Source organism: Luteimonas sp. Soil_C_5 (assembly GCF_057656615.1).
Map to the genome: position 1 here is coordinate 698,331 of NZ_JBDGKA010000003.1, position 18,502 is coordinate 716,832.

16 protein-coding genes are annotated in these 18,502 nt (G+C 68.5%); 9 read left to right on the plus strand and 7 right to left on the minus strand.

What is annotated here, in order from left to right; translation table 11 throughout:
• Window positions 1-94 precede the first annotated feature (94 nt).
• The gene (locus AC3A5K_RS11545) at window positions 95-439 is read left to right on the plus strand and encodes a DUF5362 family protein (protein WP_487617661.1); all 345 of its coding nucleotides are present in this window, start codon (window positions 95-97) and stop codon (window positions 437-439) included.
• Between the two features lie 81 nt (window positions 440-520).
• Here AC3A5K_RS11545 and hppD read toward each other — a convergent pair whose 3' ends face one another.
• Window positions 521-1,630, minus strand: a complete 1,110-nt coding sequence (gene hppD / locus AC3A5K_RS11550) for a 4-hydroxyphenylpyruvate dioxygenase (protein WP_487617662.1) — start codon at window positions 1,628-1,630, stop codon at window positions 521-523.
• Between the two features lie 95 nt (window positions 1,631-1,725).
• On the opposite strand from hppD, the gene AC3A5K_RS11555 reads away from it, so the two are divergent.
• Window positions 1,726-2,229: a MarR family winged helix-turn-helix transcriptional regulator gene (locus tag AC3A5K_RS11555; protein WP_487617663.1), complete on the plus strand. Its 504-nt coding sequence runs from the start codon at window positions 1,726-1,728 to the stop codon at window positions 2,227-2,229.
• 85 nt (window positions 2,230-2,314) lie between these two features.
• Here the strand turns inward: AC3A5K_RS11555 and AC3A5K_RS11560 are convergent, their stop codons facing one another.
• The 3 genes from AC3A5K_RS11560 to AC3A5K_RS11570 all read right to left on the minus strand — a co-directional run bounded on the left by AC3A5K_RS11560 (window position 2,315) and on the right by AC3A5K_RS11570 (window position 9,347).
• A complete protein-coding gene (locus tag AC3A5K_RS11560; protein WP_487617744.1) occupies window positions 2,315-3,892 on the minus strand; it encodes a peptide MFS transporter in 1,578 nt (525 codons plus the stop codon).
• A gap of 158 nt (window positions 3,893-4,050) precedes the next feature.
• Window positions 4,051-5,625 carry an AbgT family transporter gene (locus AC3A5K_RS11565; protein ID WP_487617664.1) on the minus strand — a complete coding sequence of 525 codons (1,575 nt, stop codon included), beginning with the start codon at window positions 5,623-5,625 and terminating at the stop codon, window positions 4,051-4,053.
• A gap of 158 nt (window positions 5,626-5,783) precedes the next feature.
• Complete coding sequence (locus AC3A5K_RS11570) at window positions 5,784-9,347, minus strand: Calx-beta domain-containing protein (RefSeq protein ID WP_487617665.1); 3,564 nt, start codon at window positions 9,345-9,347, stop codon at window positions 5,784-5,786.
• A gap of 137 nt (window positions 9,348-9,484) precedes the next feature.
• Here AC3A5K_RS11570 and AC3A5K_RS11575 point away from each other — a divergent pair, with 137 nt between their 5' ends.
• From AC3A5K_RS11575 to AC3A5K_RS11605, 7 genes are all read left to right on the plus strand, one after another.
• Window positions 9,485-10,357: a tryptophan 2,3-dioxygenase gene (locus tag AC3A5K_RS11575; protein WP_487617666.1), complete on the plus strand. Its 873-nt coding sequence runs from the start codon at window positions 9,485-9,487 to the stop codon at window positions 10,355-10,357.
• A 111-nt stretch (window positions 10,358-10,468) separates the two neighbouring features.
• Window positions 10,469-11,542 (plus strand): pyruvate dehydrogenase (acetyl-transferring) E1 component subunit alpha, encoded by a 1,074-nt coding sequence (gene pdhA / locus AC3A5K_RS11580; RefSeq protein ID WP_487617667.1) that lies wholly within the window; start codon window positions 10,469-10,471, stop codon window positions 11,540-11,542.
• A complete protein-coding gene (locus AC3A5K_RS11585; RefSeq protein WP_487617668.1) occupies window positions 11,539-12,570 on the plus strand; it encodes an alpha-ketoacid dehydrogenase subunit beta in 1,032 nt (343 codons plus the stop codon). Before pdhA ends, AC3A5K_RS11585 begins: the two co-directional genes overlap by 4 nt.
• 6 nt (window positions 12,571-12,576) lie before the next feature.
• Window positions 12,577-12,954: an SH3 domain-containing protein gene (locus AC3A5K_RS11590; RefSeq protein ID WP_487617669.1), complete on the plus strand. Its 378-nt coding sequence runs from the start codon at window positions 12,577-12,579 to the stop codon at window positions 12,952-12,954.
• Window positions 12,955-12,965: 11 nt separating this feature from the next.
• Entirely contained in the window at window positions 12,966-14,411 is a 1,446-nt protein-coding gene (locus tag AC3A5K_RS11595) for a dihydrolipoamide acetyltransferase family protein (protein WP_487617670.1), read from the plus strand.
• A gap of 4 nt (window positions 14,412-14,415) precedes the next feature.
• Window positions 14,416-15,186: an SDR family NAD(P)-dependent oxidoreductase gene (locus AC3A5K_RS11600; RefSeq protein WP_487617671.1), complete on the plus strand. Its 771-nt coding sequence runs from the start codon at window positions 14,416-14,418 to the stop codon at window positions 15,184-15,186.
• A 48-nt stretch (window positions 15,187-15,234) separates the two neighbouring features.
• Window positions 15,235-15,618: a VOC family protein gene (locus tag AC3A5K_RS11605; RefSeq protein ID WP_487617672.1), complete on the plus strand. Its 384-nt coding sequence runs from the start codon at window positions 15,235-15,237 to the stop codon at window positions 15,616-15,618.
• An 83-nt stretch (window positions 15,619-15,701) separates the two neighbouring features.
• Here AC3A5K_RS11605 and AC3A5K_RS11610 read toward each other — a convergent pair whose 3' ends face one another.
• The 3 genes from AC3A5K_RS11610 to AC3A5K_RS11620 form a co-directional block, all read right to left on the minus strand.
• The gene (locus AC3A5K_RS11610; protein ID WP_487617673.1) at window positions 15,702-16,637 is read right to left on the minus strand and encodes an MBL fold metallo-hydrolase; all 936 of its coding nucleotides are present in this window, start codon (window positions 16,635-16,637) and stop codon (window positions 15,702-15,704) included.
• A 187-nt stretch (window positions 16,638-16,824) separates the two neighbouring features.
• Complete coding sequence (locus AC3A5K_RS11615) at window positions 16,825-17,133, minus strand: hypothetical protein (protein WP_487617674.1); 309 nt, start codon at window positions 17,131-17,133, stop codon at window positions 16,825-16,827.
• Window positions 17,130-18,449 (minus strand): tryptophan--tRNA ligase, encoded by a 1,320-nt coding sequence (locus AC3A5K_RS11620; RefSeq protein WP_487617675.1) that lies wholly within the window; start codon window positions 18,447-18,449, stop codon window positions 17,130-17,132. The genes AC3A5K_RS11615 and AC3A5K_RS11620 overlap by 4 nt, the downstream gene beginning before the upstream one ends.
• Window positions 18,450-18,502: the final 53 nt, after the last annotated feature.

Here is an 18,502-nt window from a genome sequence, read left to right on the forward strand (position 1 = left end):
CCTTTCAGACAATGCAGCGGCTAACCTGCGCGGACCGCCGAAGGAAAGGCGGCATTCAAGGGGAAAACATTTGATAGACACGACGGACAACGCCGTGCGGGCAATCGTGCGTCCGCTGTTGAACGGCAAGCTGTGGATGAAGTTGCTGGGCGTGATGCTGATGATCTCGGGCGCGCTGCAAGTGCTCAGCATCATCGGCATCCTCTGGGCCTGGGTCCCGATCTGGTTGGGCGTGCTGCTGTTCCAGGCAGCCAGTGCCGCGGAAGAAGCCGCCGCGACAGGACGGCTCGATGCCGCCGTCCGTTCGACCGACAAGCTGCGCCTGTTCTTCATGATCCAGGGCATCCTGCTGCTGATCGCACTGCTCATCATGGGTGCGTTCTTCCTGCTCGGCGGTGCGGCACTGCTGGCAGGTCTGGCGGGCATGGCGAACGCCTGATCGCCAGCACCGGCGCAGCGCTGTCGCGCTTCATCCGAAGGCGGCTCCGGCACGTTCCGGGGCCGCCTTGCCTGCACTGCGTCAGAGCACGCCGCGCTGCATCTGGTCGCGTTCGATGCTCTCGAACAGCGCCTGGAAGTTGCCTTCGCCGAAGCCTTCGTTGCCCTTGCGCTGGATGATCTCGAAGAAGATCGGGCCGAACGCGTTCTTGGTGAAGATCTGCAGCAGCTTGCGCTGCTTGGTTTCGGGATCGGCGTCGATCAGGATCTTGTTGCGCTGCAGACGCGCGACGTCTTCGCCGTGGTCCGGAATGCGCTGGTCGATGACGTCGAAGTAGGTCTCCGGCGTGTCGAGGAAGTCGATGCCCTTTTCGCGCATCTGCTCGATCGACGCATAGATGTCGTCGGTGAAGCAGGCGATGTGCTGGATGCCCTCGCCCTTGTAGGCGTCGAGATATTCGTTGATCTGCGACTTGGGATCATTCGACTCGTTGAGCGGAATGCGCACCACGCCATCCGGCGCAGTCATCGCCTTCGACTTCAGGCCGGTCTTCGCGCCCTTGATGTCGAAGTAGCGGATCTCGCGGAAGTTGAACAGCTTCTCGTAATAGTCCGACCACTTCTGCATGTTGCCGAAGTAGAGGTTGTGCGTGAGGTGGTCGATGAAGGTCAGGCCGAACCCGGTCGGGTTCTGGTCGGCGCCTTCGATCGCGACATAGTCGTCGCCGTAGATCGAACCCGACGCGCCGTAGCGGTCGACCAGATACAGCATGCAGTCGCCGATGCCCTTGACCACCGGCGCGTCGACAGCCTTGCTCGATTCGCGCGCACCGATCGCTTCGCCGCCATTGCCCAGCACCTTGCCGTAGACATCGCCTGCCGGCTGCTGGAAGCGGATCGCGAAGCCGCAGGCCGAGGGGCCGTGCGCTTTCGCGAAATCGGCCGCGAAAGAATCCGGATCCTCGTTGAGCAGGAAGTTCACCCCGCCCTGGCGGTACACGGTGATCGCCCGCGTCCTGTGCTTGAGCACCGCGGAAAAGCCCATGTTGCGGAAGTACGCATGCATGAAATCCGCCTGGCCTGCGGGCGCGGCGAACTCGACGAATTCGAAGCCGTCGATGCCCATCGGGTTCTCGAACGTGGTCACTTCCATGCCGAGATTGGGACCGGGATTCTGTGCTTGGGCGCTCATGGGATACTCCGTCGCGATGGGGCCGCGGCAGGGGACGCGGCTTCAGACCTTCCTTTGTAGTTTCACGTGCAACCAATTGCAAGGCGCACCGCACCATGACGCAGCCGGCTTCCACCGCGTCCGCCTCCGCCGCTCCGGCAGGGCGCGACCACGCGGGTCACGACCACGCAGAACTCGATCTCGACCAGTTCCTGCCCTATCGCCTGAGCGTGCTCACCAACCGCATCAGCGGCGGCCTGGCCGAACTCTATTCGGAACGCTTCGGCATCAGCGTCACCGAATGGCGGGTCATCGCGGTCCTCGGGCGGTATCCGGGCCTGTCGGCGAACAAGGTGGCCGAGCGCACGGCGATGGACAAGGTCGCGGTGAGCCGCGCGGTGGCGCGCCTGCTGGAACGCGATCTGCTGCTGCGCGAGATGCACGACACCGATCGCCGTCGTTCGGTGCTGGAACTCAGCGAGGCCGGCTACGCGGTCTACGACGTGATCGTGCCGCTGGCGCTCGACTACCAGCGCCGTGTGCTGGCGCCGCTGGATGCGGACGAGCGCGCGCAGCTGGTGGACCTGATGGCGAAGCTCGAAGGCCCGCTGTCCGACTGAGCCCGCCTGCCCGGCGCCACGTCCGGACCGCACAGACGAAAACAGCGCCCGAGGGCGCTGTTTTCGTGTCGGAACGACCGTCCCGTTACGGACGGCGTTCCTGGTCCAGCGTGGTTCCGGCCGCGATCGGCTCGCCGATCCCGTCCTGGCCCGCCAGCGACGGCTCGTCGTCCTTGAGCGTGTCGAGATGCATCAGGCGACGGATCAGCGGGGAGACGAGCATCATCAGGATGCCCACGCCCACCGCCAGCCAACCCACGTTCGAGTAAACCTCAAGCACGCGGCCCGGACCTGCACCTTCACCGCCTGTGGCGGCCGAGATCAGGCCCGCGGCGAAGTTGCCGGTCGCCGAGGCGAAGAACCACGTACCCATGATCAGGCTGGCCATGTGCGCCGGAGCCAGCCGGTTCATCGCCGACAGACCGACCGGAGACAGGCACAGCTCACCCGTCGTGTGGATCAGATAGATCAGGAAGATGAAGACCACCGGCGTCATCTGGCCCGGGCCGACGCTGTTAGCGCCCCACACCAGGATCAGGAAGCCGAGGCCGACCTGCACCACCGCGAACGCGAACTTCATCGGCGTCGACGGTTCCCAGCCGCGGCGGCCAAGCCACAGCCACAGCATCGCGAACAGCGGCGCAAGCAGGATGATGTAGATCGAGTTCAGCGCCTGGAACATCGCCGCCGGAACAGGCCAGCCGAAGAGATGACGGTCCACCGAGCGATCGGTGTACAGATTCAGCGACGCACCCGCCTGTTCGAACAGCGCCCAGAACAGGATCGAACCGACGATCAGGATCAGGGCCGCGAAGATGCGGTTGCGCGCCTCGCGCTCGAGCTTGAACACGGCCGTGTACAGCACGTAGCCCATCAGCAGCGCACCGGTGCCCATCAACAGGCCGCCGACCAGCTTCTGATACTGGATGAGGAACCAGACCACGCCGACGGCCAGCACGCCGAAGACGTACAGCAGCCACTCGAAGCGGATGCCCATGACCGGCGCCGCGAGACGCTCGGGCACCTTGGACTCGCCGCGGCCCATCAGCAGCGGCTTGCCGAGCACGAACACGATCAGGCCCAGCAGCATGCCCACGCCCGCCGCGCCGAAGCCGTAGGCCCAGCCGTAGGTCTGGCCGAGATAGCCGGCGATCAACGCGCCCATCGCCGCGCCGAGATTGATGCCCATGTAGAAGATCGTGTACGCCGGGTCCCGACGGATGTCGGTACGCGGATACAGCTGACCGACCATCACCGAGATATTGGCCTTCAGGAAGCCCGAACCCACGATGATGAAAGCCAGCGCCAGCCAGAAGATGTTGATCTCGGCCGCGGACTGGCCGCCGTCACCTTCGAACGCCATCAGGAAGTGACCGAACGTCAGCAGCACGGCGCCGAACACCACCGCCTTGCGTTGTCCCAGATAACGGTCGGCCAGATAGCCGCCGACCACCGGCGCGATGTAGACCAGCGCCGTGTAGGCGCCGTAGATCACCGACGCCTCGGAGTCCGAGTACATCCAGTGCTGCACGAGATAGAAGATCAGCAGCGCGCGCATGCCGTAGTAGGAGAACCGCTCCCACATTTCGGCGAAGAACAGCACGAACAGGCCGCGCGGATGGCCGAGGATGGTTTTCTTTTCCTCGGCGGCGTACGGATTCATTGACACGTAGGGCGACTCCTGACGTTGATCGATGCCACGGACCGGGCCGGGCGACGCGCTAACTTAGCCGCGCCCGGACCGCATGGAAAGTGACCATTGCCACCCCTGCCCCGTGATCGCGTGCCCGCCCGGCGACGCGATCCGACGGTGTTGCGTATTCAGACTGCCGGGTAGACGTAGCTCGCGCCAACGCCCAGCGGCAGGCCGAGCGCCCAGAAGCCCAGCAGGAACGCCGACCACACGATCAGCAGCGTGATCGAGAACGGCAGCATCAGCGCTAGCAATGTGCCGATGCCGCTGGACTTCACGTAGCGCTGGCAGAACACCACGATCAGTGGAAAGTACGGCAGCAGCGGCGTGATGATGTTGGTGCTGGAATCGCCAACGCGATACGCCGCCTGGGTGAGGTCGGGCGAGATACCCAGCTGCATCAGCATCGGCACCATGATCGCGCCGATCAGCGCCCACTTCGCCGATGCCGAGCCCACCAGCAGGTTGACGAAGCCCGACAGCAGCACGATGCCGATCAGGGTCACGCCGGTCGGCATCCCCAGCGCCTGCAGGCCATTCGCTCCCTTGATCGCCAGGAGCGCGCCAAGATTGCTCTGGCCGAAGGCATAGATGAACTGCGCCGCGAAGAACGCCATGACGATGTAGTAGCCCATGCCGCTCATCGCCTTGCTCATGCCGGCGATGATGTCGCGATGTGATTTCACCGCGCCTGACGCGTAGCCGTAAACGATGCCGGGCACAACGAACAGGATGAAGATCAGCGGCACGATCGACTGCATCAGCGGCGCGTTGGCCACCAGGAGTTCACCGGCCCCGGTCGCCGCGTCCGCAGGCGCGCGCCACGCCGAACCGGCACCCAGTGCCGTCGTCGCGACCGCAACCGCAACCATGACCATCGCCAACACCGCCAGCCACAAACCACGACGCTCGCCCGCGGTCAGCGCCGACATCGTCGGCATGTCGCTGGCATCGCCGTCGACGATCGTGTTGCGCAGGCGCGGCTCGATGACGCGATCCGTGAGGAACCAGCCGACCAGCACGATCAGGCCGGTCGAAGCGGTGGTGAAGTAATAGTTGTTGAGTGGGTTGACGATCACCGACGGGTCGATCAGGTTCGCCGCTTCTTGGGTCAGGCCCGCCAGCAGCGGATCGAGACTCGAGGGAATGAACGTCGCCGAGAAGCCACCCGACACGCCGGCGAACGCGGCCGCGATGCCGGCCAGCGGATGGCGACCGGCGGCATAGAAGATCACCGCGCCCAGCGGGATCACCAGCACATAGCCCGCGTCCACTGCGACGTGGCTGAAAATGCCGACTGCAATCAGCATCGGCGTCAGCAGCATCTTCGGGGTCACCGACAGCACCGCGCGCAACGCCGCGTTGATGAAGCCGGTGTGCTCGGCGACACCCAGGCCCAGCATCGCAACCAGCACCACGCCCAGCGGCGCGAACGTCACGAAGGTGCGGACCATGTCCGCCATGAACGTGGTGAAGCTGGTGCCAGCGAGCAGGTTGCGGATCTGCAGCGGATCGCCGCTGCGCGGATCGATCTCGGCAAAGCTGACATTGGCCAGCAGCGCGGAGACCACCCACACCAGCAGCATCAGGCCCAGGAACAGCACCGCCGGATCCGGCAGTTTGTTGCCGACCCGCTCGACGGCGTCGAGGAAGCGGGCGACGGCACCGCGCGGGGCGGCGACTTCTGGAGTGGGCTGACTCATTCGGCGGGATCCCCTGCTGGCATGCGATGCGACCCCGAATCCTACCAGCACGAAACCGGCGCCCGCCCCGGCGCGGACGGCGCGCGTAGCCGGATCCGCCTCGCCCGAAACGCAAAACCCCCGGCACCGGGCCGGGGGCCTGCGTCGCGCCGCGTGGCTCAGGGCGTGTAGCTGGCGCGGATCAACAGCCGCTCGAATGCACGCTCGCCCTGCACGCGCACATACCAGGTGCCCGCCTCCGGCACCGCGCGCTGCACGACTTCGTTGTTGCCCGGCCGCTGCGAACGCAGCTGCCAGGCATCCGCGGTCGGCAGCGCCTCGTGGCTGGCGTACAGCGTGACGTCGCCGCTGCCGCCCGCGGTCAGGATGCGCAGGTTGCGCGCGCCGGTCGGCACCTCGATGCGGAACAGCAACGACCCGCCGGCATCGGCCGACAGGCCGGTGACCTGTTCGCCGTTGACCAGCGGCTGCGCGGCCGACTGCGGGTCCTCGACCACCGCGATCGCCGCGACCGCGCTGTTGTCGGACGCATCCGGATCACCGGTCTGCGATGCGGCGGCGACGGTCATCGTCACCGCACGCCCGATCGCGGCCTCGGACGCGGTCGCCGTCAGTGCGAACAAGGCCTCCGCGTCGGCCGCCAGCGTGTCGTGGCTGCAGGAGACCGTCGTCGTGCCGTCGGCGACCGTCGGTGCATCGCAGGTCCAGCCGGCCGGCGCCGAGATCGCGAGATCGTCGACCTCGAGATCCAGCACCGCGCCCATGCCCGGGAAGCGCGCGGCGTCCGGACCGGCATTGCGCAGGGTCGCCGAGAACGCCAGCGCGTCGCCCGCGAACACCTCGGCATTGGCCGCGGTCGCGGTGATGCCCAGATCGGCGATCTCCACCGGCGCAAGCCGCAACAGCAGCACCGTCGGGTCGTGATCCGAGAGGCGCGTCGGCGTGGCCGCATCGTTGCGCGCGACTTCGGGGAAGTCGGCATTGATGCGCGCGTGGCTGACGTCGAGACCGACGACCAGCGGCGAGTCGACAACGGCCTGGTTCACCAGCACGTGGTCGAGCGACTGCGCCTGGTAGTCGAAGACGAAGGAATAGCGTTCGTCGTTGGCCGCTTCCAGGGTCATGTTGAGCAGCGAGGGCGACACCAGCACCGCGCCGTCGCCGTCGATCGCGGTCTCGCCGTCGGGCGACGGCAGACCGGTGACCACGCCCATCGCATCGACATAGCCGTCGTTGAACTCGAAGGCGTTGAAGTCGCCCAACACCACGATGTGCCGCGCCGGGTCGGCCTGCTGCATGCCCTGGATCAGCGTGGCCAGGAATTCGGCCTGCTTCTGGCGCTTGTCGCGCACGCGGGCGCCGCCGCTGGGCCAGCCGTTGCTGCCGCCGTCGTCGGCCTCGATGCCGCTGAGCGAACGCTGGTGCACCACGATCGCGGTCAGCGGGAAGGTGCGGCCGTCGGCGAAATGCGCGACGCCGTCGAGCACCAGCGGCGGCCGGTCGTTGAGCACGCTGGTCGAGCCGTTCGGATTCTGCAGCAGCGCGTCGGCGCCTTCCTGGACGACGCGGGTGACCGCGATGCGGGCCACACCCGCGCCTACTTCAGCGGTGCGCACCAGGAAACCGACATCGATGCCGCCGACGTCGAAGCCTTCCTCCAGATACGCGACGTAACGCGGATCCGGCTGCCCGGCCGCGACCGCATCGGCATTGATGCGCGTCGCCAGCGTCTGCAGCACCGACAGGTTCTCGACCTCGGTGACACCGACGATGTCGGGCGCGTGCAGATAGGCGCGGATGCCCAGCGAGGCCTTGGCCAGCCGGCGCTCGAGCGCTTCTGCGGTCAGCGTCGGCCCGCTGTTGGCGTCGTTCACCGTGTCGAAGAACCGCTGCAGGTTGTAGGTCGCGAACGTCACGTGGTCGGGGCCCGGCGCCATCGACGGCCGCACTTCGCCCGCGCCACTGCAGTCGCTCTGCAGTTCGCCTTCGGGATAGATCGTGTAGCGGCGGAAGGTGTAGTCCAGCGGCCCGGTCAGCGAGCCGTCGACGATGCGGCAGCCGGCGGCGAGATCCGCGGCCGGTGCGCCGATCGTGCTGCTGTTGACGACGATGGTCTCGGGATTGAAATCCCAGCGCGGGATCGACGGCGCGCTGCTGCCCAGCGGATCGGGATTGGGCGTGGCGATGCCGGGCTCGCGGAACGGCCGCGGCGTGCCGGTGACGACGACCGCGAACCGGCCGTTGCTGGTCGCCGTGGCCTGGGCCTCGTTGACGTTGCCGCCGGTCGGCGCGACCACGGTGAAGCTGGGCGCGGTCACGCGCATGCCTTCCAGATGTTCCAGCTGGCCGAGGCCGCCGTCGGCGCTGGGCATCGCGGTGGTGAGCACCACCGGCGCGGGCAGCGCATGGCCCTGCGACAGCATCACCACCGAAGCATCGGTGATCTCGGTGAGCGGCAGCTGGTGCGGATCGGCGGCCGGCACGTATTCGATGACCGTGCCCTGCACCAGCACCTGGTTGCCGACCGCGGCATCGGCCGGCGGCGCGCTGCCGGTGAACACGAACAGGCCTTCGGACGTCGCCGGATCGCCATCGTCCTCGCCGTCCGGCGTCTGGATGAAGAAGCCGTTGTTCTTGCGGCCGGTCACGATACCGGTCGTCGCCACCGGCTGGTTCTCGTAGGGCGAGCGCTCGCCGCTGCCCTGGATGGCGTGGATCGCCAGCGTGGTCATATCGTCGTTGACGATCGTGCCGGTGCCGCGCGCCTTGGCGATCAGCGCGCCGTCGGCGTTGTCGAGATCGACGTAGAACACCTCGTCCGGTTCCACGGTCTCGTCGCCGACGACCTCGACGTGGATCGTCATCTCGCGCTGGCCTTCGGCAAAGGTCACCGTGCCGCTCTTGGCGATGTAGTCGTTGTCGGCCACCGTCGCGGTACCGTCGGCGGTCGCGTAGTCCACGCGGACGCCTTCGGCGCCGGCAGGCTGGTTGAGGCTGACGGTGAAGAAGAACGGTGTCGTGCCGCTGTCGCCCTCGGCGCCGCTGGCGTCGCCGATGCTCAGATACAGCGTGCCGCCGCCACTGCAGATGTTGGGGACGCTGGCGCCATTGCGCGGCGCCGGTGCGCCGGCGCTGAAGTCGGCCGCGTTGTTGTCGGTATCGGTGCAGCCGTCGCCGGCGCGGAACACGGCCGTGGTGTTGCTGGCCGCCGGTGCGGGCGCGGCGCCTTCGAAGAAGTTCGCACTGCCGAAGCCGACCAGATCCAGGATCAGCGCCTGCTGCGCAGGCGTACACGCGGTGCTGCCGCCGTTGCAGCCGAGGCTCGACGTGGTGTTGGCCAGCGCGACCTTGCCCGCGGTGCCGGACATGTTGATGGTGCCGCTGGCGTCGGGTGCCGGCAGCGGCACGCCATTGGCGCCGCCGGCCAGGCCGACGAGGAAATAGCCGCCCGCGGGAATCTCGACCCCGGGCAGCACCACGATCTGGCCGGCGGACGCGCCGAAGTTCCCGGTGCCGCTGGCGCTGGTGTACTGGACCGATGTGCCCGCCAGCGACACCGGCAGGTCGCCGGTGTTGAACAGCTCGACGTAGTCCGCGTTGTAGGGCGCACCGCTGTTGCCGCCACCGCCGTAGACCTGGCTGATGACGACCTCCGCGTGCGCCAGTCCCGCGCCCCCGCACAGCAGCAACGCCGACAGCAGCCGGCCGTGGAATCTGGTCATGTCGTGTGTGTCCCTTCGCGCCCCGGGCCCGATGCCCCGGACCGAGTGTGCCGCCATTCCGTGTCGCTTGCATGACGCGCAGCGACACATGTCGCCGCCCGGGGTCACCCGCTCGGACCATGGAGTACGCTTGCCCGATGACGATCGATCGCAACCAGCGCCCGCTCGAAGCGGGCATCCACCGCGACCTCTCGGGCCGCGTGACCTACGGCGGTTACCTGCGCCTGGACCTGCTGCTGGCCGCCCAGCAGCCGCTGTCCGATCCGCCGCAGCACGACGAGATGCTGTTCGTCGTCCAGCACCAGGTGTCGGAGCTGTGGCTGAAGCTGATGATCCACGAACTGTCGGCGGCGATCGGCCACCTGCGGCGCGACGAGGTCTGGCGCTGCCGCAAGGTGCTGGCGCGCTGCAAGCAGGTGCTGCGGCAGCTGACCGAGCAGTGGTCGGTGCTGGAGACGATGACGCCGGCCGAGTACATGGAATTCCGCGACGTGCTGGGTCCCTCGTCCGGCTTCCAGTCGCTGCAGTACCGCACGGTCGAGTTCCTGCTGGGCAACAAGAACGCGGCGATGCTGGACGTGTTCGCCCACGATCCCGAGGGCCAGGCGGGCCTGGCGGCCGCGCTGGACGCACCGGGTCTGTACGACGAGTTCCTGCGCTATCTCGGACGCTGGGGGCACCCGGTCGACGCCCGTCATCTGGAACGCGCCTGGCGCGAGCCGCATGCGCACGACGAGGCCCTGGTGCCGGTGTTCGAAACCATCTACGAGGACACCGACCGCTACTGGCGCGAGTACGCCCTGTGCGAGGACCTGGTGGATCTGGAAACCCAGTTCCAGCTGTGGCGCTTCCGCCACATGCGCACCGTCATGCGGATCATCGGATTCAAGCGCGGCACCGGCGGCTCGAGCGGCGTGGGCTTCCTGAAGCAGGCGCTGGAGCTGACGTTCTTCCCGGAGCTGTTCGAGGTCCGCACCCACATCGGCCCCGGACGCGGCAGCGACGCCTGAACGCCTCGCGCATACGCGATCGACGGCACCGCCGTCATGCGGCAGCGCGCAACGGGCGTTAACGGGCCCGCCGGTATCATCGGCAACCATTGTCCCTGACCGGTTTGCACGATGACCGTTGTCGCGAAATTCGAAATCGAATACCTGCAGTACCTCGGTGCCGACGGCACGCCCGTCGCCGAGTTTCCCGAGGCCTTTTCCGATCCCGCCACGCTGCTGCCGCTGTTCAAGCAGATGCTGTTCGTGCGCACCTTCGACAGCAAGGCGATCGCCCTGCAGCGCACCGGCAAGCTGGGCACCTATGCCGCCTGCCTGGGCCACGAGGCGACGCACGTCGGCATCGGCGCGGCGATGCGTCCCGAGGATGTCTTCGCCCCCAGCTACCGCGAGTACGGCGCGCAGATCATGCGTGGCGTGCAGCTGCGCGAGATCCTGATGTACTGGGGCGGCGACGAGCGCGGCAACGACTTCCAGCACCAGCCGCACGATTTCCCGTGGTGCGTGCCGATCGCCACCCAGTGCCTGCACGCCGCCGGCGCCGCGCTGTCGTTCAAGCTGCGCAAGGAACCGCGGGTCGCGGTGACCTGCTGCGGCGATGGCGGCAGTTCGAAGACCGACACCTACGCCGCGATCAACTCGGCCGGTGCCTACGCGCTGCCGTTCGTGCAATGCATCATCAACAACGGCTGGGCGATTTCGGTACCGCGCAAGTCGCAGACCGGTGCGCCGACGCTGGCGCAGAAGGGCCTGGCCGGCGGCCTGCACTGCCTGCAGGTCGACGGCAACGATCTGATCGCCGTGCTCGAAGGCATGCGCCGCGCGCTCGAGCGCGCACGCAGCGGCGAAGGCGGCAGCGTCATCGAGTTCATGACCTATCGCCTGCACGACCACACCACCGCCGACGACGCGCGCCGCTACCGCGACGATGCCGAGGTCAAGGACGCCTGGACGCGTGATCCGATGACGCGCCTGCGCACGTATCTCACCGCGCGGAAGCTGTGGGACGAGGACCAGGAGAAAGCCTGGATCGCCGACTGCACCCAGCGCATCGACGTCGAGATCAACGCCTATCTGGAACTGAAGGTGCAGCCGGTGGAAGCGATGTTCGATTACCTCTACGCCGATCCGCCGCCGGACCTGCTGGAACAGCGCGCCAAGGCGATCGCCGCGGAGGGCCGCGCATGAACGTCGCCGTCAGCAAGACCACGGCCGCCGTCGCGAAGTCCGACACGCCCGCCGCGATCACGTTGATCGAGGCGATCACCCAGGCGCTCGCCTACGAGCTGCGCGCCGACGATTCGGTCGTCGTGCTCGGCGAGGACGTCGGCGTCAACGGCGGCGTGTTCCGCGCGACCGCCGGCCTGCAGGCGCAGTTCGGCGCCGAGCGCGTGCTCGACACGCCGCTCGACGAGACCACAATCGCCGGCCTGACCGTCGGCATGGCCGCGATGGGCATGAAGCCCGTCGCCGAAGCCCAGTTCGACGGCTTCATGTACCCGATGGTCGACCACATCATCTGCCACGCGGCGCGCTTCCGGTACCGCACCCGCGGCCGCCTGACCTGCCCGATGGTGCTGCGCGTGCCGTGGGGCGGTGGCATCCGTGCGCCGGAGCACCACAGCGAGGCCAACGAATCCATCTTCACCAACGTGCCCGGCCTGCGCGTGGTCATGCCCTCGTCGCCGGCGCGTGCCTACGGCCTGCTGCTGGCCGCGATCCGCGAGCCGGATCCGGTGATCTACTTCGAGCCCAAGCGCATCTACCGCCAGTACAAGGAAGTGGTGCCGGACGACGGCGAGGCATTGCCGCTCGACGTCTGCTACGTGCTGCGCGACGGCACCGACGTCACGCTGATCAGCTGGGGCGCGCAGGTCAAGGAAGCGCTGGAAGCGGCCGAGAAGCTGGCCCAGGACGGCATCAGCGCCGAGGTCATCGACGTCGCCACGCTGAAGCCGCTGGACTTCGCGACGATCGCCGAATCGGTGTCGCGCACGGGCCGTTGCGTCATCGTGCACGAGGCCCCGAAGACCGCGGGCTTCGGCGCCGAGATCGCCGCGCGCCTGGCCGAGGAGTCGATGTACGACCTCGTCGCGCCGGTCGAGCGCGTTACCGGTTACGACACGCACATCCCGCTGTTCCGCCTGGAAATGAAATACCTGCCGAGCGTCGAGAAGATCGTCGCCGCGGCGAAGCGGGCGATGGCGGCGGGCTGAGACGCGATGGCCGCGCCGGTCGTTGCCCGTGTCGCCACTGCGCACCGCGCCCCCGGTCACCCGCCGATCCGGGTGACCGCCGGCGAGGTGCTGACGCCGGGGCGCGTGGACACCGACTGGCCGGCTTTCACCTGGGTCGTCCGCGCGGACGGCGCAGGGGGCTGGATGCCCACCGCCCTGCTGCAGCGCGCGCCCGGCACGCCGGCGCATGCGGTCGCGAGCGCGGATTACGACACGACGGAACTGGAAGTGGACCCGGGCGACCGGGTCCGGCTCCATCGCCTGCTCGCCGACTGGTGGTGGGCGGAAGACGACACGGGCACGCGCGGCTGGCTTCCCGCCCGCGTGCTCGCACCGCCGGCCCCCGCCGGCACGACCGATTGAGGACTGCACGCATGGCCAACACGACTTCCTTCCGCCTTCCCGATCTCGGCGAAGGTCTGCCCGATGCCACGATCGTCGAATGGGCGGTCAAGGTCGGCGACACGATCCGCCTCGACGATGCCCTGGTGTCGATGGAAACCGCGAAGGCGGTCGTCGACGTGCCGTCACCGGTCTCTGGAAAAATCCTCAGGCTCGCGGGCGAGGCCGGCGACATCATCGAGACCGGCGCCGTGCTGGCCGAGTTCGAAATCGACGCCTCGGCGCCGCAGCGCGCGGAAGGCCAGGACACCGGCCACCACCACGGGCCGCCCAAGGACGCGCCCGGCAAGAGCGTGGGCAGTCAGGATCCTGCGCCGGACGACAAGGTCGTCGCCTCCACCGAAGGCGGCGCGATCGCCGAAGGTGACGGCGCCCAGCCCGAAGCCAAGTCCGAAGCCGGCGGCCAGCGCGCCGACACCGGCACCGTGGTCGGCGCGATGCAGTCCTCGGATACGGTCCACAGCGAACAGGCCAGCTCGGCCGGCGGCGTCAAGGCGATGCCGGCGGTGCGCGCACTGGCGCGCAAGCTCAAGGTCGACATCGCGCGCGTGCGCGGCACCGGCGCCGATGGCGTGGTGACGATGGCCGACGTCAAGCAGGCCGCCGCGGACGGCTCGGCCGTGCCCGGCACCGGCGCTGCACCGGCGCCGCGTGCGGGGGAACTGCGGGTCACCCAGGCCGCGCCCGCGCCGCGCGCCGAGACGCGCCAGGCCGGCGAGCGCACCGCGCTGTCGGCCTCCGGCAAGCCGATGCGCACGCAGCCGCCGTCGGTCAGTGCATCGGGCCAGCCCGAGCCGCTGAAGGGCGTGCGTCGCAACATGGCGCGCGTCATGGCCGATGCACATGCCAAGGTCGTGCCGACCACGCTCAGCGACGATGCCGACATCCACGCCTGGGCACCGGGCAACGACGTCACCGGACGGCTGATCCGCGGCATCTGCGTCGCCGCGCGCGCCGTACCGGCCCTCAATGCCTGGTTCGACGGCGACAAGCTCACGCGCACGCTGCATCCGCATGTCGACATCGGCATCGCGGTCGACACCGATGACGGCCTGTTCGTGCCCGCACTGCGCAATGCCGACGTGCTCGATGCCCGCGGCGTGCGCGAGGGCATCAACCGCCTGCGCGCGCAGGTCGAGGACCGCAGCATTCCGGCCAGCGAACTGAGCGGCTACACGATCTCGCTGTCGAACTTCGGCATGTTCGCCGGTCGCTACGCGACGCCGGTCGTGGTGCCGCCGTGCGTGGCGATCGTCGCCGCGGGCCGCGGCCGTCACCAGATCACTCCGGTGATCGGCGGTTTCGAATCGCACAAGGTCATTCCGCTGTCGGTGACGTTCGACCACCGCGCCGCGACTGGCGGCGAGGCGGCGCGCTTCCTCAAGGCGCTGATCGACGATCTCGCGCTGCCGAACTGAGCCGATGACCGACGCTGCGGCCACGCCCTCGTTCACCGGTCGCCGCGTGCTGGTGGCCGGCGGCAGCCGCGGCATCGGATTCGCGATCGCCGATGCGTTCGCGCAGGCAGGCGCCGCCGTATCACTGTGCGCGCGTGATGCGAACCGGCTGCGGGACGCGTCCGATGCGCTGTCCCGCCACGGCGGCACCGTCCACCCGGTCGTCTGCGATCTGGCCGATGCCGCGCAGATCGACGCCTGGATTGCGGAGGCCGCCGACGCGCTCGGCGGCATCGACATCGTGGTCAACAACGCATCGGCGCTGTCGCACGCGCAGGGCGATGCCGCGTGGCAGGCCGGCTTCGACGTCGACCTGATGGCCGCCGTACGCTGCAACCGCGCCGCCCTGCCGCACCTGCAGCGCAGCCGAGCGCCGGCGATCCTCAACATCAGCTCGATCAACGCCCTGAATCCGACGCCGCGCGCGCCGGCCTATTCGACGTTCAAGGCCGCGCTGAACTACTACACGACGACCCTGGCCGCGGACCTCGCGCGCACACGCATCCGCGTCAACGCCATCGCCCCCGGCTCCATCGAATTTCCGGACGGCCTGTGGGAACGACGCGCCGACAGCGACCTGGCGCTGTACGCACGCATCCGCGACTCGATTCCCTTCGGCGGCTTCGGCGCGGTGGAGGATGTCGCTGGCGCCGCGCTGTTCCTGTGCGGGCCGCAGGCGCGCTGGATCACCGGCCAGGTGCTCGCGGTCGACGGCGGGCAGTCCCTGGGCGTGTAATGGCCCTCTGCGGCGGCCGGTGCCGTCGCGCGCGCCAGGAGACCCGCCATGCCGCATCGCAGCCGCCTGTCCACGTTCGTCCTCGACTGCGAGGTCGACGATCTCGCACCCCATGTCGAATTCTGGAGCCGCGCGCTCGGCAAGCCGGTCAAGGCCGCCGACGAGGACGGCGACGGCCGCTACGCAGTGCTCGACACCGCCGACGACGAACCCATCCTGCTGCTGCAGAAAGTGGACCACGCGTCGCGCATCCATCTCGACATCGAGGCCGACGACATCGATGCCGAGGCCGACCGGCTGGCGCGCCTGGGCGCGAAGAAGATCGCCTTCGTCAAACGCTGGTGGGTGATGGAAGCGCCCAGCGGCCATCGCTTCTGCGTGGTGCGCCCACAGCGCGCGACCCTCGGGCCGCACACCAACCACTGGGATTGACGCAGCGATCGCGCCGCACCGGTGCGTCGACGCGCCGCCGCAAACCGGGACGTCCGCGCGTCACGCCGCGGACGCCGAAATGCTCAGCGCGACGCGCGATCCAGCCACACCGCCAGGCCCTGGGCGTTGATCTCGATATCGTTGCCCAGCACCTCGGCCACACGCGCGGACGCGTCTTCGACGCCGTGGTCGCGGGCGCGCCCGGTGTAGAGGCTGGTCAGCCCGTCGACGATGCGCGCGTGACGATCGGCGTGCCCGTGCGCGGCGCGGGCGATGGCGACCATCGCATCGATCTGTTCGTGCAGGTCCGCGCCCAGGCGCACGCAATCGTCGACTTCGCCGTAGTGCGCGATGCGGATGGTCTCCGGCGCACGCGCGAGCAGCGTCTGGATGGAGTCGTGCATCTGCTGCGGATCGAACTGCACCGGCGAGGTCGTCGGCACCGTGAACGCACCGGCCGAGGTATCGAGTTCCCGGTACGACAGCCCGAAGGTGTCGCCGGCGAACCAGCTGCGCGTGGCGGCGTCCCAAACGCTGTAATGGTGCAGTGCATGGCCGGGCGTATCGACGCACAGCAGCGGACGCCCGGCGAGTTCGACGACGTGGCCGTCCTCGGCGATCACCACGCGCGCCGCGTCGACCGGCAGCATGCCGGCGTGGTCGCGCTCGAACATCGCCTCGCCGTACACCGCCTTCGCGCCGGCGATGAGCTTGGTGGGATCGATCATGTGCGGCGCACCGCGCGGGTGGACGACGAGCCGTGCGTTCGGCAGCGCCTGCATCAGCGGCCCCGCCGCGCCGGCGTGGTCCAGGTGCACGTGCGTGACCATCAGCCAGTCGACCGCATCGCGCGCGACGCCGGCGGCGTCGATCGCATCGAGTACCGTCTGCGCGCAGGTCGCGGTGCCGCAGTCGATCAGCGCCGCGCGCCCGCCGGATTCGACGAGATACGCCGCGCACAGGTTCGGACGGACATAGCCGGTGTCGATGATCGTGATGGCGTGTGTCGGATCGGTCATCGCATCGCTCCTGCTGACTGGACCCGCAGTCTAGGCCGGGGATGCGCGCGGGCGAACCCGGCTTTGGTCGATGGGCCGCAGTCCCGTCGAACGCTGGTGCAGCGCAGTGGGAGCGGCCTTGGCCGCGATTCCCGCATTGCCGTGCGCGGACACGCCTGCGGAATCGCGCGCAAGCGCGCTCCCACGGTCAGTGCGCGCGCAGTACGCGTCGGCGCAGCGCGAAGGCGGTACCGAGCACCGCGAGAAACACGCCGTAGCCGGTGGCCGTCGCCAGGATCTGCGCCCACATCGTGCCGTGACCGCGGTCGGCGACCGCGTGCGCCCAGTGGATCGATAGCAGGAACGCGATCACCGACAGCGCAAGACTGACGAGATCGAACAGCACGCGGCGCGCACCGCGCGGCTGGCGCGGATACACCCAGAACAGCACGCCCAGAATCAGGAACCATGGCAGGAACAGCAGCAGCGCCAGATTCTGGGCGACAGTCGGGTTCACGAGGCGGCCTTCTCGGCATCGGCGGCGGCCAGCGCATCGAATGCGGCCTGCACGGTCGCGGCGTCGACGCCGTCGCCGAGCGTGGCCGGTGCGTCGGCGAGCGCGAGTTCACCGCGGCGCAGGCGCGCGATCGTCTGGCCCGCATCGCGCGGCGCATCGAAGGCCGCGCTCTGCAGCAGCACGCGTTCGCCGTCGACGAGCTTGAAATAGAACTTCCCGTCGGCTTCGCGGTACTGCTTGAACACCGGCGGCGCAGCCTTGGCGGATGCCGGCGCATCCGATGGAATCGACGCCGCGCTGCCGAGGTTGCGCAGGCCGACCGCGTCGCGCAGTTCGCGCAGCAATGGAATTGCATAACGCTCGCGCAGGCGCTGGCCGCCATCGCGCAGGATGTCCTCGATGTCACCCGGCTTCGCGATCAGGTCTTCATAGCGTTCGCGCATCGGCGCGATCTCGCGTTCGACCACATCGAACAGCTGCTGCTTCGCATCGCCCCAGCCGATGCCGTCCGCGAATGCCGCCGCGAAACCCGCGGTTTCGTCCGGCGTCGCGAAGGCCTGGTAGAGCTGGAACAGCGCCGAGCCGTCGGTCGATTTCGCTTCGCCCGGCATCTTCGAATCGGTGAGGATCGAGAACACCAGCTTCTTCAGCTGCGCCTGCGGCACGAACAGCGGAATGGTGTTGTCGTAGCTCTTGCTCATCTTGCGGCCGTCGAGACCCGGCAGCGTCGCCACGTTGTCGTCGATCGCCGCTTCCGGCAGGTTGAACCAGTCGCGGCCGTAGACGTGATTGAAGCGCTGGGCGAAATCGCGCGCCATCTCGATGTGCTGGATCTGGTCGCGACCCACCGGCACCCGGTCGGCGTTGAAGATCAGGATGTCGGCGGCCATCAGCACCGGGTACATGAAGAGGCCGGCCGTCACCGCGGCATCGTCGTCCTCGCCGTCGGCGCGGTTCTTGTCGACCGCGGCCTTGTAGGCGTGCGCGCGGTTGAGGATGCCCTTGCCGGCCACGCAGGTCAGCAGCCACATCAGCTCGGTCGTCTCCGGCACATCGCTCTGGCGGTAGAACCAGACCTTCGACGGATCCAGTCCGGCCGCGAGCCACGTCGCCGCGATCTCCAGCGTCGAGCGCTGGGTACGCGCCGGGTCCTGCGCCTTGATCAGGCTGTGCAGGTCGGCGAGGAAGTAGAAGCTCTCGGTGTTGGGCGCGCGGCTGGCGTTGATCGCCGGACGCACGGCGCCGACGTAGTTGCCGAGGTGCGGCGTGCCGGACGTGGTGATGCCGGTGAGGACGCGCTGGGGACGCTGGGACATGGGTGGCGAACGGCTTGAAAAACAGGCGTCCAGTCTAACCGCTGGGGTCGATG